Origin of the sequence: Rufibacter roseolus (assembly GCF_017916365.1) — a bacterium.
Taxonomy (GTDB): Bacteria; Bacteroidota; Bacteroidia; order Cytophagales; family Hymenobacteraceae; genus Nibribacter; species Nibribacter roseolus.
In genome coordinates this window covers 649,709-664,243 of the sequence record NZ_JAFMSU010000003.1, presented here as the reverse complement: position 1 = coordinate 664,243, position 14,535 = coordinate 649,709, and the positions used below count along the sequence as shown (strand labels likewise).

Annotated in this window: 12 protein-coding genes; 3 read left to right on the top strand and 9 right to left on the bottom strand. The window is 51.3% G+C overall.

Annotated elements, in window-relative coordinates:
* Positions 1 to 117: 117 nt before the first annotated feature.
* The 4 genes from J3P35_RS18610 to yidD form a co-directional block, all read right to left on the bottom strand.
* Positions 118 to 555, bottom strand: a complete 438-nt coding sequence (locus J3P35_RS18610; RefSeq protein ID WP_210466263.1) for a nucleoside deaminase — start codon at positions 553 to 555, stop codon at positions 118 to 120.
* Entirely contained in the window at positions 552 to 1,295 is a 744-nt protein-coding gene (locus J3P35_RS18605) for a DUF4184 family protein (protein WP_210466262.1), read from the bottom strand. Before J3P35_RS18605 ends, J3P35_RS18610 begins: the two co-directional genes overlap by 4 nt.
* A gap of 63 nt (positions 1,296 to 1,358) precedes the next feature.
* A complete protein-coding gene (locus tag J3P35_RS18600) occupies positions 1,359 to 1,847 on the bottom strand; it encodes a hypothetical protein (protein WP_210466261.1) in 489 nt (162 codons plus the stop codon).
* A 107-nt stretch (positions 1,848 to 1,954) separates the two neighbouring features.
* The gene (gene yidD, locus J3P35_RS18595) at positions 1,955 to 2,185 is read right to left on the bottom strand and encodes a membrane protein insertion efficiency factor YidD (RefSeq protein ID WP_210466260.1); all 231 of its coding nucleotides are present in this window, start codon (positions 2,183 to 2,185) and stop codon (positions 1,955 to 1,957) included.
* Between the two features lie 66 nt (positions 2,186 to 2,251).
* Here yidD and J3P35_RS18590 point away from each other — a divergent pair, with 66 nt between their 5' ends.
* From J3P35_RS18590 to J3P35_RS18580, 3 genes are all read left to right on the top strand, one after another.
* Positions 2,252 to 4,558, top strand: coding sequence for a S46 family peptidase (locus tag J3P35_RS18590; RefSeq protein WP_210466259.1), 2,307 nt, complete (start codon positions 2,252 to 2,254; stop codon positions 4,556 to 4,558).
* A gap of 671 nt (positions 4,559 to 5,229) precedes the next feature.
* Positions 5,230 to 6,066, top strand: coding sequence for a PorV/PorQ family protein (locus J3P35_RS18585; protein ID WP_210466258.1), 837 nt, complete (start codon positions 5,230 to 5,232; stop codon positions 6,064 to 6,066).
* Positions 6,063 to 8,144 (top strand): ComEA family DNA-binding protein, encoded by a 2,082-nt coding sequence (locus J3P35_RS18580; RefSeq protein WP_210466257.1) that lies wholly within the window; start codon positions 6,063 to 6,065, stop codon positions 8,142 to 8,144. The genes J3P35_RS18585 and J3P35_RS18580 overlap by 4 nt, the downstream gene beginning before the upstream one ends.
* A gap of 35 nt (positions 8,145 to 8,179) precedes the next feature.
* On the opposite strand, the gene J3P35_RS18575 is transcribed toward J3P35_RS18580, so the two are convergent.
* The 5 genes from J3P35_RS18575 to J3P35_RS18555 all read right to left on the bottom strand — a co-directional run bounded on the left by J3P35_RS18575 (position 8,180) and on the right by J3P35_RS18555 (position 14,531).
* Complete coding sequence (locus tag J3P35_RS18575; protein WP_210466256.1) at positions 8,180 to 9,724, bottom strand: hypothetical protein; 1,545 nt, start codon at positions 9,722 to 9,724, stop codon at positions 8,180 to 8,182.
* 36 nt (positions 9,725 to 9,760) lie between these two features.
* Positions 9,761 to 11,122: a hypothetical protein gene (locus tag J3P35_RS18570; RefSeq protein ID WP_210466255.1), complete on the bottom strand. Its 1,362-nt coding sequence runs from the start codon at positions 11,120 to 11,122 to the stop codon at positions 9,761 to 9,763.
* 216 nt (positions 11,123 to 11,338) lie between these two features.
* Positions 11,339 to 12,919: an NAD(P)/FAD-dependent oxidoreductase gene (locus J3P35_RS18565; RefSeq protein ID WP_210466254.1), complete on the bottom strand. Its 1,581-nt coding sequence runs from the start codon at positions 12,917 to 12,919 to the stop codon at positions 11,339 to 11,341.
* A gap of 346 nt (positions 12,920 to 13,265) precedes the next feature.
* A complete protein-coding gene (gene sigZ, locus J3P35_RS18560) occupies positions 13,266 to 13,817 on the bottom strand; it encodes an RNA polymerase sigma factor SigZ (RefSeq protein ID WP_317195404.1) in 552 nt (183 codons plus the stop codon).
* A 204-nt stretch (positions 13,818 to 14,021) separates the two neighbouring features.
* A complete protein-coding gene (locus tag J3P35_RS18555) occupies positions 14,022 to 14,531 on the bottom strand; it encodes a GNAT family N-acetyltransferase (protein WP_210466252.1) in 510 nt (169 codons plus the stop codon).
* Between the last annotated feature and the right edge of the window lie 4 nt (positions 14,532 to 14,535).

The window sequence follows — 14,535 nt, the reverse complement described above, 5'->3', positions numbered from 1 at the left end:
GGGTAATTAACTTTTAGAGAAAAGGCAGCCCACCGAAAACGGGCTGCCCAATTGATAAGCTGAAAAGTTGTTTTAGGCCGGAAATATGAAAAACAGGCCAAAATGAAGTGAGGTGGTTTACACCCCAATGTCTTCGTTCCAGACCGTTGGTTTCTCCTGAATGAACCGTTGCATGAGCTCGTAGCACTCCTGGTTGTCTTCCACGGTCACTTCCACGCCGCGGGAGCGCAGTAGTTCCTCCTCGCCCATAAAGCTTTTGTTCTCACCCACCACTACTCGGGGTATGCCATACAGCAGAATGGTGCCTGAGCACATGGAGCACGGCGATAGCGTGGTGTAGATGGTGCACTCGCGGTACACTGAGGCGGGCTGACGGCCGGCGTTCTCCAGGGCATCCATCTCGCCGTGCAGAATGGCGCTGCCGTCCTGCACCCGTTTGTTATGGCCCCGCCCGATGATCTTGCCGTTGTGTACGAGTACTGATCCGATGGGAATGCCACCTTCCGCGTATCCTCTTTTCGCCTCGTCTAAGGCAGCCTGCAAAAATTCGTTCATGATTTAGAAAGTAGGTGTTCTCTTATTCTGATCAAGAAAGGCAGAATAATCAAGCTTAGCAAACCCGCGGAGAGCGCCGCCACCATAATGTAGTACCGGTTCAGTTTTCCGCCGGCCATGATCCAGAGCGCCACCACCACGCACACAATCACCCCAGACATAAACCAGAAGCCCAGCAGCGGTTTTTTCTCCAGGAGCCGGTTCTCTTTGGGGAGCAGGTAGATGAAGATGACCATGATAAAGCCCCCTATCACCGACAAGGTCTGCTGCAGGAACGCGTACCAGGACCTGGTGAAAGGCTCGGGCAATACCTCGCTCAACAGAAAGGGAAACAGCCTTACGCCCAACCCGGTGCTGTGGGTAAAAGAATCCCAGGCCAGGTGCGAGACAATGCCCACCAGCAATGACAGCAACACAATGAGGTAATGGCTTTTGAAATAGGTTTTCCAGTTGAACCGCTTGTACCGGTTAAAGCGCTGCCGCAGGAAATAAGGCAGGTGGTCAATGAGGGCATCACGCACAATAAGATGGAAGACAAAGCAAAGCAGCAGCCCCATGGGCAGGTTGAAGTAGAAGATGCCCTGCCAGGTGTGGCTGTGCGGGTCATGCAAACTCATCCGGATGAACTTCTCAAAGTCTGGGGCCATGCTGCCCACAATAAGCCCCGTTGCGGATCGCCATCGGTGCTTTAACCCTATGAATGGTAAGACAATGGCCGGATGAGAGAAGGTGAAGGGCATGCGCGTGAGCTTAAGTCTTCTTAACGTGTAGGTGGCGCAAATTGATACGTGGCTGGTGAACTGTTAATCTTTTTGAAAAGGAGCCGAATTCTTTGCTATTCCAGCCAAGGCAAAATTTACCAGCGGGCAAAGAACAATTGCAAGGGCAAAGTACAAGAACCAGGCTTTGGGGTACTTATCGTCCATAAAGAAATCAATGACGGAACCATCGGGTACCAGTAAGCCCATCAACACCAGGAGTGCATAAAACAACGCGAACTTCACCAAGATGCTTTTCCTCTTGAACCGCCTGGTGGTACAAAAGAGACTGTAGGGCACCTGCACGAAAAGAAGAAAGCTCCAGGTACCGTAAAACAACGTGGTGCCCCGTACTATTTCAAAATAGGTGAAATCAAAAGTTGGTTTTCCGGCAAACGCATCGGGTTTGTTTAAGAGGGTTACAACCAAGCCCGTCAGGTAGGGGAAAATGACCAGCGTGATCACTGCCAACCACAAGTACGGCCACAGCAGATAAAGTCTGTTGAGGTTTGTTATTGCTTTTACTTCAGCCATGTAGCAACCTGTTTAATGCTGTGGAACGACAGAAGGAAAGGCATTGCATGGGGCAAGTATTTAGCATTAAGTAGTTTGAAGAAGTATTCAGGGAGTATTGGGTTTAGCTACGGCACCGGGTCATAGCCGTGGCCGCCCCAGGGTTGGCACCGGCCAATGCGTTTTAAGGCCATCCAACCGCCCTTAAACGGACCGTACTTCATAATGGCCTGGTGCGCGTAGGCCGAGCAGGTGGGCGTGAAGCGGCAACTGCCCGGCGTAAGCGGCGAGATCATGTAGCGGTACACCCACACAATGCCCAGAAAGAGTTGCCTGAAAAGCCAGTTGATTGCCTGCATATGCTGCTAGTTTCGGGAAAAAAAGTCACAAATCCTTACCTTTGTGCTTTCTAACTAACAATCGTAATGCTAAAAAAGATCTATAGTTTACTTCTTGTCGGTTGCCTGGGCTTGTCTATGAACGCCCGCGCCGATGAGGGCATGTGGTTGCCGCTGCTGGTAAAGCGCCTCAACCACGTGGACATGCAGAAGCAAGGCCTGCAACTAACCGCCGAGGAAATCTACAACGTGAACAACGCCAGCCTCAAAGACGCCATCGTGCAGTTCGGGGGCTTTTGTACCGGCGAGTTCGTGTCTAAAGAAGGCCTTTTGCTTACGAACCACCATTGCGGTTACGATGCCATTGCCTCTAACTCCACCCCGCAGGATGACATCCTGAAAAACGGTTTCTGGGCTATGACCCGCGAGCAGGAAAAGAAAAACGAAGGCCTGTTCGTAGACATTCTGGTGCGCATGGAAGACGTGACCGGCCAGGTGTTGCAGGGCATAACGCCGCAGACCGCTGAGCAGGAGCGTACCCGCCTGGTAGCTGAGCGCACTAAATCCCTCGCTGATGCCGCCAAGAACAACGGCCAGTACGTGGCCTACGTGCGCGATTTCTTCAATGGCAACGAATACTACATGTTCGTGTACGAGCGCTTCTCTGATGTGCGCCTGGTGGGAACCCCGCCGGAAAGCATCGGAAAATTTGGCGGTGATACCGATAACTGGATGTGGCCGCGCCATACCGGTGACTTCTCCATGTTCCGGGTGTACATGAGCCCAGACGGAAAGCCAGCCGAGTACTCTGAGAAGAACGTGCCGTATCGTCCTAAGCACCACCTGCCCGTGTCCATGAGCAACGTGAAAGAAGGCGATTTCGCCATGGTTTTCGGATTTCCGGGCAAAACTACCCGTTTCATGGCCGGTTCTGGTCTGAGCATGGCCGTGGATCAGTCCAACCCCGCCCGTATCAAACTGCGGGAGCGCCGCTTGGCATTGATGAAGGAAGCCATGGATGCCTCGCCCGCTGATCGTCTGAAACTGGCCTCTAATTATGCCAGCATCAGCAACTACTACAAATACTACATCGGGCAGAACGAAGGCATCAAGCGCATGAAAACGCTGGACAAGAAAGCCGCCGAGGAGAAAGCCTTCCAGGAGTGGGCCAATGGCAATGCCAGCCGCAAAGCCCTTTACGGCACTGCCTTAGCTGACATTAACGCCTCTTACGCCGGACAGCGTGGTTATAACCTGTCGGCCATCTACCGCACCGAGGCCGCTCTGGCCCCGCAGCTGATCGCGCACGCCTACCAGTATACGCCGCTCTACAATATGCTGAAGGCCGGCAACGTAGACAAAGCCAAACTGCAGGAGCTGGCATCGGCCTACCAAGACATGAACAAAGAGTTCTACGCCAACTACGTGAAGTCCTCTGACCAGAAAATCTTCGCCGAACTGATGCAGATGTACTACAAAGATGTTCCCAAAGCGCAGCACGCCGATATCTTCAAAGACCTGACGGCTACCTACAAAGGTGATTTCAAGAAGTGGGCCGCCGATGTGTACAGCAAATCCCTGCTTTCCTCCGAAGCCAAGGCCAACGCGTTTTTGGCTAATCCTACGCTAAAAGCCCTGGAAACAGACCCAGCCTTCAAGTTCATGCGCGCCGTACAGACGAACTACCAGGACAACATCCTGCCGAAGTTGAATGAGTACAACGCTGCCCTGGGTCGGGCCAACCGCCTGTACGTAGCCGGCCTGCGCGAAATGCACCCAGACAAAGTATTCTACCCAGATGCCAACTCCACTTTGCGCCTGAGCTACGGAACCGTAAAAGACTACGAGCCGCGCGATGGCGTGCAGTACAAGTATTACACCACGCTGCAAGGCATCGCCGAGAAAGAAGACCCTACCAACCCCGAGTTCCTCGTGCCAGCCAAGCTGATGGAGCTGTATAACAAAAAGGATTACGGCCGCTACGGCGAGAACGGCGAACTGCGCGTGGCCTTCATCACCAACAACGACATCACCGGCGGTAACTCCGGTTCACCGGTCATCAACGGCCGCGGCGAACTGATGGGCCTGGCCTTCGACGGGAACTGGGAAGCCATGACCGGTGACCTGGTGTTTGACCCCGAGTACAAGCGCTGCATCAACGTAGACATCAAGTACGTGCTCTTCGTGATTGATAAACTCTCCGGCGCCGGTCACCTGGTGAACGAGATGACCTTGGTAGACAAAGGCAACCCCAACACCACCTTCAACCCCGCCATCAACGACGTGAAGATGGACGGCAAGATGGAGATTGAGACCCCCGAGGGCCAGATCAAAATCAAGAAGAAAAAGAACGAGACCAAAATCAAAAAGGAAACGAAGAAGCAGAAGAGCTAAGCCGTTTAGAGCCTCTTTTCTGAAAATAGACACAAAACGCCCGGAGAGCTTCTCCGGGCGTTTTGTTTTTTAACTGGATAGGTAAGTAGGGGTATTCTCTATCCCGCTATTTTGTATTCAACAATCTCTCCTGAATTGAACCAACCCTTTCTGCTTTGAACCATCCCTCTGCCATCCTGAAAGGATCTTGTGGGCAAGCTAGAAAAGCAAAGGGAAATCGCCCTTTCCGTTCACCACCAAGATCCTTTCAGGATGACAAAGAGGGATAATAAGCCTTGCTGCTTACCAACAAGTCAATAATGCTGAAAACCTATGAGGAGTGTTGATGGCAATTAGACCAGAAACCTTATTTGCAGTGTACATAGCAAAGAACCAGCTCGCATTTACCCCACTGTCTGCTCTTGCACTGTTTGCCGGTTGATTTGGCAATAGCAGTGCATTGCGGGTTGTAGACGGAAGCAGCGTTTGCAGAGGGTTGAGAAGGCGCTGAAAAGGACAGCAGGAATCCTAAAGTGGCCGCTGAAGAGATAGTGGTAAAGATTCTTTTCATAGTTCCGATGGTGTAAGAAAGAGGCAAGTAAATACGCGTATAAATATAGTAAAACTAAATATTTAAGTACTACCATTTTGAGGAGAGATTCGTAAAGTAGAAGCCCACCAAGCCTTTGTCTATGCCGCGACTTCTACGCTTGTACTTGTTTCTCTTCTTGCTTTATAATCCCTTCTCCGCGAAGGGGCAAATGGCCAATTCAACCGTGGGAGCCAGAGGAGTAAGCCTGGGCGGGGCGGCTGTCACCTTACCCGATGTCTGGGCCCTAAGCAATAACCCGGCGGGCATCGCCGCCTTGAAAAGCCTTGAACTGGGTGCCTACGCCCACAACCGCTTCTCCCTCAAAGAACTTACCACGGTAGGATTGCTGGCGGTCTATCCAACAGTCAGGTATGGAACCATTGGGGTGGATGTGCAGCGGTTCGGCGGAGAGTTGTACAATGAGCAGCGGCTGGGGATTGGGATGGGATATCAATTAGGCGTGGTGCGGTTGGGCCTGAAGGCCGATCTGTTGCAGGTACGGGTGAAAGAATGGGGCAGCCGCAAAGCTGTGGCCCTGAGCATGGGAATTCAGTCAGACCTGCTACCGAAACTCACCTTTGGGGCGCACATCTACAACCTTAACCAGGCCAAACTGGCCCAGTTTGAAGACGAACGCGTGCCTACGGTCATGAAGATCGGGCTGAGCTACGAGGCCGCCACCAAGGTGTTGCTGGTGCTTGAGGTTGAGAAAGAGCTGGCGTTTCCGGTGGCGGTGAAAGGTGGGATTGAGTACCGGGTATTGCCAGCGCTTGGGCTGCGTACCGGATTCAACACCGGCACCAGATCGGGCACCGCTGGCGTGGATGTCAGGTTCAAGCAGTTTCAGGTGGCGTACGCTTTTGGGGCGCAGCACCAGTTAGGCATGAGCAATTACTTATCAGTGGGTTACAAGTTAGAGAAGGAGAAGCGGCCATGAAGCGCTGTTTTTGGCTTGTTTTCCTATTAATAGGCCTTAAACAGGTAGCTACAGGGCAGGAGGTGCCGCGCCCGCCCGTAGATGTGGAACTGCTGGTGCAGGAACTCTTCGCGCAGCAAGATGATGAAAACTCCGTGGCCTATGAAGACCTCTATGAAACGCTGCTCCAGTACTACCGCCAGCCTCTGGATTTAAATCGCGCTTCCCGCGAAGAACTCCGGGGGCTTTGGTTGCTTTCTGAGGGGCAGATCTCTGTGCTGTTGCAGCACATTCAGGACAATGGCCGGTTGCTCAGTTTGTACGAACTGCAGTCAGTGCCCGGCTTCGACATGATCTCTATCCGAAGGTTGCTGCCCTTTGTAACGGTCCAATCCTTGGGGCAGGTAGGCCAAAGACCTTGGCGAGAACGCCTCAAAAATGCCGACAACCATTCCCTCTTACTTCGGTATGACCGCACCTTGCAGGAACGCCGTGGCTACACGCCTCCTGAAGGCCGTTCAATCACCCGCTATCTCGGCTCCCCGGATAAGTTTTTACTGCGTTACCGGCTAAGCCATCCGCGGGATTTCAGCTTTGGCGTCACCGCTGAAAAGGATGCAGGCGAGTTGTTCACGTGGAACCCCGGGCAGCGGATCTATGGATTTGATTTCCTTTCGGCGCACGCCCAACTGTATGACCGAGGCGCTTTCAAGACCATCGCCTTAGGCGATTACCAACTGCAATTTGGGCAGGGCTTGTTACTCTCCAGTGGTTTCAGCGTGGGCAAAGGCGGTGAGACCATCACCACCCTCCGGCGCAGCCAACTGGGCATTAGGCCACACACTTCCACCCTGGAAGCCAACTTCTTCAGAGGCGCCGCCGCTACCCACCGCTGGCGAAGATTGGAAACCACCTTGTTCTATTCGAATCGGCGGGTAGATGCCTCGGTGGGTAACGCCCTGGCGGATGACTCTACTTTGGTGACTTTGGGCGGATTGCAAACCTCGGGACTGCACCGCACGCCTACCGAATTGGCGAACCGGCAACGAGCACGGGAACAAGTCCTGGGCGGAGACATCACCTATCGGAATCCACAGCAGACGCTCAGCTTGGGAATCACCGGCGTGCACACCTGGTTTAACATCGCATTGCAACCCCGCCCGGAGCCTTACAATTTGTTTACCTTCCGCGGAAACCGGAATACGGCAGTTGGGTTGCATTACAGCTACCTCTGGCAGAATCTCAACTTCTTCGGAGAGACGGCCCACTCCGATAACGGAGGCCTGGGTACCGTAAACGGAGTTTTGGCCAGCCTTTCTGAGAAAGTGGAGGCTTCTTTGTTGTACCGCTATTACGCTCGAGAATTCCGAACCCTGTATGGCGCAGCTTTCGGGGAGGGGAGCCGGAACCTGAACGAGAGCGGTTTGTACACCGGCCTGAAAGTCAAGCTAAGCCATAGGTGGCAACTCACCGGTTACTATGACCGATTTTCTTTTCCGTGGCTTCGCTACCGGGTAGATGCTCCCTCTGATGGGGAAGAATACCTCCTGCGTCTGCAGTTCATGCCTTCCAAAACCACCCTGCTCTACGGGCAATACCAGTATGAGCGCAAAGCCCGTAATGAATCTGTGGAAAGTGAGCCCTTGCGGCAAGTCACTGCCACGTACGCTCACCGCTTTCTGCTGCTCCTGGAAGTTAGCCCCCTGCCTTCCATGCGCCTGCGTTCCAGAGTGCAAGCCAGTAGGTTCAGGCAAAGTGGTCCCGCCCGCACCGGCTATTTCGTGGCGCAGGATGTGAATTGGGAGCGTAGCAATACCCGCCTGAGCGCTCGCTACGCCCTCTTTGACACCGATGATTACGATACGCGACTCTATGCACCGGAGCAGGATGTGCTGTACGGATTCTCCATTCCAGCTTTTGCTGGTCAAGGCACCCGTATCTATTTGCTGGCCCAACAACGCCTCACCCGCCACCTGGATGCCTGGTTCAAACTCAGCCACACGCATTACCGCGGGCAAAGCACCATCGGCTCCGGCCTGGAGCAGATCCAAGGACCTAAACGCACCGATGTCAGGCTTCAAGTCCGCTATCGTTTTTAGGCTGTTCTTAGAAAATCAGGTTTGAAATGGAGTTGTTATTTAGCAGGGTTGGCACGTAAGGCATCTTGGGGTGTACCCGCCACAAAATCCGCCTTTGGAAAAGGAGCGGGACCAATCTGGTACAGGTAGAAGAAATGGTGGGTGATGTTTGGCTCTTCAAGCCAGGACAACAATTTCACGGGGTAAGGATACCAATTCAAGTCAATTTCCTGCGATGAGACTAGAACAACGCGCCTGTTTTCCTTTTGTGCCAAGGCTTGTGCCCAGTCCAGCAATTGGTAGAGGGTTAACTCGTTTTCCTCCGGAGTGTCAGGTTGGAAGAAAGTGCTGGGAGTCAACGTCGGCAAGTAAAGAATCGGCTTGCCGTAGTAAGCCACAACAGAAGACAGAATGATGTCGTCTTCCAAAGCAATCAGGTCAGTTGACGGTACTTTCGCCTTCAGGTAAGCCGCCGTTTGCTTCGCCGGGTGAAAAGGATGCCTGATGTCCGTGGCTACCGCGTGAATGCCTACTCCAAACTGAATGAAAGTAGCCAGGAACAAAAGCTGTTGCAGTCGTTTAAAGGAAATCAGGGCTAGTGCGGAGGTGTCTTGATAGTAGCTTAGTTGCCAGCCAAATGCCAGAGTAAAGACAAAATAATGCCCGAAGTGCCGGATACTGCCCATGTATTTGAACGCAAAAAATACGGCAAGAAGAACAAATAGCCCTAAGAGAGGCAAGAACAGGCGTTTCACCGGCAAAAAGCACCGAAGCACGAAAGTGACAATTGCCACCGAAAGAATAGCTTCGCAGGCGTATCCCAGCAAGGTGGGCGTTAAAATGTATGAATTCCAGAAATCAACAAAGAAGTGGGGGATGGGAAAGAATGCCTGCCACGGCCTGGTCACCGATCTGAGGTTCAGCATCACCAACTCTCCCTCAGACGGCCTGATTATGCTGTACAGCGAATAAAGACTGCCCGCAGCCCATAAACCTAATCCCATCCATTTTTTCAGAGGAGGGATTGCTGGGAGTTGCTGTGCATCTTTCCAAAAACCAAAAGCCTCTGAAAACAGCAAAAGGCCTAAAACGCCGGTAAAGAATAGCCCGAAGAGATGTGTCTGCGCATTGAGCACCAACACAAGCAGGAAAAGGTACCAGTGGGAGAACCGTTTGGTGTAAAGGGTACAGATGAGGAAAGTGGTGAACAGTTCCAGTGCGTAAAGCCTGCTGATGGTGCCGTACTCAAATAACCCGTAGTACCCAAAACAGAACAGCACCCGCAACAGCCAATGAAACGGGGCGTACCGCAGGAAAACGAACACAAACCCGACGGCAAATACGAGCTGTGCTGTCTGTAAAGCTAGTAAATCATGGGTGAACCTGGTTACTATAAACAGCAGGCTGTACCACAGGTTCGGGTGCCCTTCATACACTTTGTTCTGTAATAGTTCAGCATAAGAATCGCTGTACAGGGCCAAGAGCCATGGCTCGGTCTCGTCAAACCAAAGCTCATGGTACTGTATAAGCCAGGCCAGCAACAAGGCGTAAAGCAGAGTGAAGAAAGTAGCAAAAGACCAGTTGCGGGAGAGAGGAGGCATTTGTTTAAGGAGGAACTTGTCTTTTGCCTTCTTTTATTATTGTTTATTAACTGCCGCAGGCAACGCTACCGGAGTGCCCGCCACAAGATATGGCTTTTGCAGGTAATTGGGCTCCATTAGATATAAATAGGTATGCTTATCAAAAAGAAGAATGTAATTGTATTCAAAAGACTTTATGAGTTTCACCGAATAAGGTGAAAACTCGGTAGCGATCTTCTTGGAAGAGATGATAAGGATAGTTGTTTTTTTCTTTTGAGCTAAAGCCTGCGCCCACTGTAAATTCTGAAAAGGAGTAAGATAGTTACTTGCCGCATCATCAAAGTCAAAAAAGGTCCTCATTTCCCCTCTTGATAAATTAAAGATAGGTCTTTCCATGTAGGCTCCAATGGTAGAGGCATGGAAATCATCTGTAGAAGCTAGAAATTGGTTAGGATAATTTTTCTGCAGGAAAGCAGCGACATCTTTAGCGGGGTGAAAGGAGTATCTGTAATCCATAGAAACAGCATACAATCCGGTAAGGGCCTGTGCCACCACAGCCAGTAAAAGGATTCCACTGAAAAGTTGAGTTCTGTTCTTAAAGGAAAATAAATTTTTTACCTCAATGGAGGGCGGGTAATGGTTGTAGGAGGCGCTCACCCAGAACATGGCCATCGTGAATAAAAAGAAATGGGCATGATGGCGCAGGTATAATTCAAACTTAAAGGCGAAGAAATAGAAGAGGGCGGCATACATTAAGAATAAACTTACCAGTAACCTGCTGCTTTTAAGGGAATAAATAAAAAGCAGCACCAAAAGGATAGACAGCGGAATCTCGTATCTGGTTTTTAGATAAGACGTGTTCCAGAAGTGGAAAGTGAATTCTGGCACGGGGAAAAATGACTGCCAGATTCTGGTAGAGGCTTGCTGAATTTTGTACGGATCCAAAATATGCGGCTGGCCAAAGCCTAGGAAATGGGTAATGCTCCAGAAAGAGACGCCGCAGCCCAAAGTCCATATCAAAATGCCTGCCGCTAATTTCTTATGGCTGATCTTTTCACGGAAAGGAACATTCTTCCAGAAACCCAATGCCTCGGTGAAAAGAAGCAGGCCCATAACCCCGGAGAAATATAAGCCAAACAGGTGGGTTTGGGCATTTACCGCCAACAGTACTAGATACAGAAACCAATGAGTAAAGCGCTTTGGGTAGAGCGCGCACACCAGGAACATGGTAAACAACTCTAAGGCATAAAGCCTGCTTAGAACGCCGTATTCAAAAAGCCCATAATAGCCAAAGCAGAATAATACCTTAATAACTCTATGGAAGGGCGCATACCGGAGAAAAACGAAGACAAACCCTACGGCAAAAATGAATTGAGATACCTTAAGGGCCTGTAGATTATGAGTGAAGCGCGTTACCACATATAAGATGCTGTACCAAAGATTAGGGTGACCTTCAGAGCGCTTGTTGTAAAGCAGCTCACCGTAGGAGTCACTATAGCGGGCAAGAAGCCAGGGCTCCGTTTCATCGGGCCATAGTTCGTGGTGGTGCATGAGCCAGGCCAGCAGTATGCCGTATAGTAAGGTGAAGCCAATGGCAAAGGAGTTATCCCGAATAAAAGCGCGCATCATGGGGTCTTATAGGGAATCAGCTTGTTCGTGGTACTCTTGTTCCGTGTTCACTGCCCACAGGTTGGCCTTGTCGGTGCGGCCAGCACTGATGTTTTCCACGGCTAGCATGGCGGTAAGCATGGAATGGTCCTGATTGTTGTACTTGTGCATACCGTTACGGCCCACCAGAAACAGGTTCTCAATGCTATCCAGGAAAGCCTGTACCTTGGGGAACTCGTTGTAAGAACCAAAGTAAGCCGGGTAGGCTTTGGGCATTTTCACCACGGTGCCGTCAATGACTTGGTCAGCCGAGATGATGCCTAGTTTATGGAGCTCCTCAATGGCCAGCTGCTGCAGATCATTTTCAGACATTTGCCAAAGCTCGTCTTCTTCCTGGCAGAAATACTCTACGCCCAGCCAGACTTTATCCGGATCGGTGACCAGGTAAGGGCTCCAGTTGTTGAATAGCTGGAGTCGGCCGGCCTGGACATCCGGTTCCTGGATGTAGATCCAGTTATCCTGAATGAGGTCACTGTCTTCCTGTTTAAGGGCCAGTTTATGCAAAAGAAGGCCCACGGAGATGAAATTCCGGTAAGGCAGGTTTTCCGCAATCTCCCGTACCTCGGCAGGTACTACTTCGCCTAGGGCGCGGATCAGGCTTCTGATGGGCATGGTGGAAATCACGTGCTCGGGATTCATCTGATAGGTAGCCCCAGTGGAGATTTCCTGGATTGTGGCAGAGACAATCCTGTTGCCTTCTAATTGCAAGGCTACCACTTTTTGCTGCATGTGCACTTCACCTCCCTGCTCTTGTACCTGACGGGTGACAACTTCCCATAGATGACCCGGTCCTAGTTTAGGGTACAGAAACTGCTCAATCAAAGACGTCTCCGTTTCTTTCTGGGTGAAATCCTCTGTGGAAGAGGAGAATTGCTGCCGAAGGAAGTGTTTCAAGGCCTCGGTAATAGAAAGCGCTTTAATGCGCTGGGCACCCCACTCGGCACTGATCTGCTGACAGGGAACACCCCACACTTTTTCGGTGTAGGCTTTGAAAAAAGTCTCATACAGGTGTTTGCCGAAGCGATTGATGAAGAACTCCTCCAGATTTTTCTCTTCTTTGATAGGGCTTAGCACCTGCTTCAGGTAGCTGAACACGGCCTTCGTGGACCAACCTATCCCTAACTGCGCAAGGGTGTTCAGCGAGAAGGAAAGTGGGTAGTCAAAGAATTTACGGCGGAAGAAAATGCGGGATTTTCTTTGGCGCAACAGCATCACATTATCTCCGGCCGATGTATCTGTGGCAGAAACTATAGGAATTGCCCGGCTTTTACCCCGGTAATTAAGTGCGCCAATGGTTTGTCCGGCCTCTAATTGCAGGGGCAAAATTGACAACCACCAGTCCATAACCCGATCAGATTTAGAAAAAAACCGGTGACCTCCTATGTCCATCCGGTTACCCTTGTAATTGATGGTAGCTGAGATGCCGCCAATACGGTCCGTGGCTTCTACTACGTAAGGATGCACTTTGGAATGCTTCAAGAATTCATAGGCAGCCGTTAAACCGGCAGGTCCAGCTCCAATAATAAGAGCTGTAGAGGGAGTCGACATAAAAGCAGGATAAGCTTTCCAAAGATAACAGGCAAAAAGGGTTCTGCCAAAGTTCTACACTGGCAGCTGCTCCCATCCAGGAAACCAGAACCAGGCTGTTTTTCGCCTAAACCTTTTAAAGGCTTCCTAAAAAGAATAAATATAAAAGAGGGATAGGTAAAACGATAGTCTATGGCTTAGGGAAGCAGAGAGAGGGTTAGCAAGAAATCTAGGCTAAATCCTTTGAAGAAACTGATAGCGGCAAGGGTTGGATAGAGGTTGATTGGCCTTCAAAAAACTGGCTGAAAAAATAAACGTTTAGAGCCTGTTTTTAAAAAACAGGCTCTAAACGCAAAGAAAAGCGTGGTTAAGTAGGCCGGCAATCTTGTAAAATCTGGCAATCTGGCTTGATCTCGGCACTGATAAGGTGACCCTGTCTGTCCAGTTCCAGGTGACAGCACTCCAGGAAAACCGCTTTCAGTTTCTCGCGCCCGCGCTGTATCCTTGATTTGGCTCCGGATAAGGAAAGCCTTAGTCTATTGGCGATTTCCTGTTGGGGAACCCCTTCCAGGTCACTCAGACGTAGAGGCTCGGCGTATTCTGGCGGAAGCAATTGCAGGAGTGGGAGTACGCAGCTCTCCAGGTCGCGGAGCGGGTTCTGTTCAGTAGAATCCGCTAAATCGGCGCCTTCCGGTAAGGCTGTCTCGCGCTGGCGTTCACGGTAGAAGTCATGTACCACGTGGCGGGTGATCTCATAGAGCCAGGCCCGTACGTTGCGGACCTCTGGCAGTTTCTCGCAATTCCTATGCACTTTCAATAGCACCTGTTGGGAGAGGTCCTCGGCATCTGCACGGCTGGGAACCCGCTTGCGGATGAAACCCTGCAAGGCTTCCTGGTAACTGAGAAACACGGGCGCCACAGCCGCACATGGGTCTTGCGAAACGCAAACGGAGGCAGAACTACAATTATTTTTATTTTCCATTAGGCAATGAAATAAGCAAGCGCAAGAAGCAGGATGAACAGCGGTTTAAATTAGGAACCTTGTCTTCTTTTAAACGGTACTTGCTCTGTTTGGGGCCTGTTTTCTTAAAAACAGGCCCCAAACAGAGCAAGTATTCTTCAACTACAGGCCTACCGTGCTACTGCGGCGTTCCAGTAATACGGTATCGCGCCACTGGCCATCCAGTTGCCCGATACGCTCCCGCATTCCCACCATTCTGAAACCGCATTTCTGGTGTAACCCAATACTGGCCTCGTTCTCCCGGAAGATTCCCGCCTGCAGGGTCCACATGCCGTTGGCTTCCGATTCCTGTATCAACTGGCTCAACAACCTTGCACCCAGGCCCTGCCCCCGGAAATCCTCGTGCAGGTACACGCTCACCTCAGCCACGCCACCATACACGCACCGTCCCGAGACTGGGCTAAGGGCTGCCCAACCAGCTACTTCCCCGGAATAGGTGAGCGCCACCAATCGGCTGTGCGGCAGATGGGCCGCGTCCCAAGTTTCCCAGGTGGGGGCAGAAGTCTGGAAGGTGGCGTTCCCGGTGGCTATGCCTTGCTCATAAATGGCTTTCACCTGCGGGTAATGTTCGGCCAGCAGGGGCTGTAGGGTGATTTGGGTAAGCGTTTCCATTACA

Coding starts and splice junctions, on each gene's coding strand:
- J3P35_RS18580 (WP_210466257.1), top strand. CDS start 6,063: ATGAAGCGCTGTTTTTGGCTTGTTTTCCTATTAATAGGCCTTAAACAG.
- J3P35_RS18555 (WP_210466252.1), bottom strand. CDS start 14,531: ATGGAAACGCTTACCCAAATCACCCTACAGCCCCTGCTGGCCGAACAT.
- J3P35_RS18590 (WP_210466259.1), top strand. CDS start 2,252: ATGCTAAAAAAGATCTATAGTTTACTTCTTGTCGGTTGCCTGGGCTTG.
- J3P35_RS18565 (WP_210466254.1), bottom strand. CDS start 12,919: ATGTCGACTCCCTCTACAGCTCTTATTATTGGAGCTGGACCTGCCGGT.
- J3P35_RS18600 (WP_210466261.1), bottom strand. CDS start 1,847: ATGGCTGAAGTAAAAGCAATAACAAACCTCAACAGACTTTATCTGCTG.
- yidD (WP_210466260.1), bottom strand. CDS start 2,185: ATGCAGGCAATCAACTGGCTTTTCAGGCAACTCTTTCTGGGCATTGTG.
- J3P35_RS18585 (WP_210466258.1), top strand. CDS start 5,230: ATGCCGCGACTTCTACGCTTGTACTTGTTTCTCTTCTTGCTTTATAAT.
- J3P35_RS18610 (WP_210466263.1), bottom strand. CDS start 555: ATGAACGAATTTTTGCAGGCTGCCTTAGACGAGGCGAAAAGAGGATAC.
- J3P35_RS18575 (WP_210466256.1), bottom strand. CDS start 9,724: ATGCCTCCTCTCTCCCGCAACTGGTCTTTTGCTACTTTCTTCACTCTG.
- J3P35_RS18605 (WP_210466262.1), bottom strand. CDS start 1,295: ATGCCCTTCACCTTCTCTCATCCGGCCATTGTCTTACCATTCATAGGG.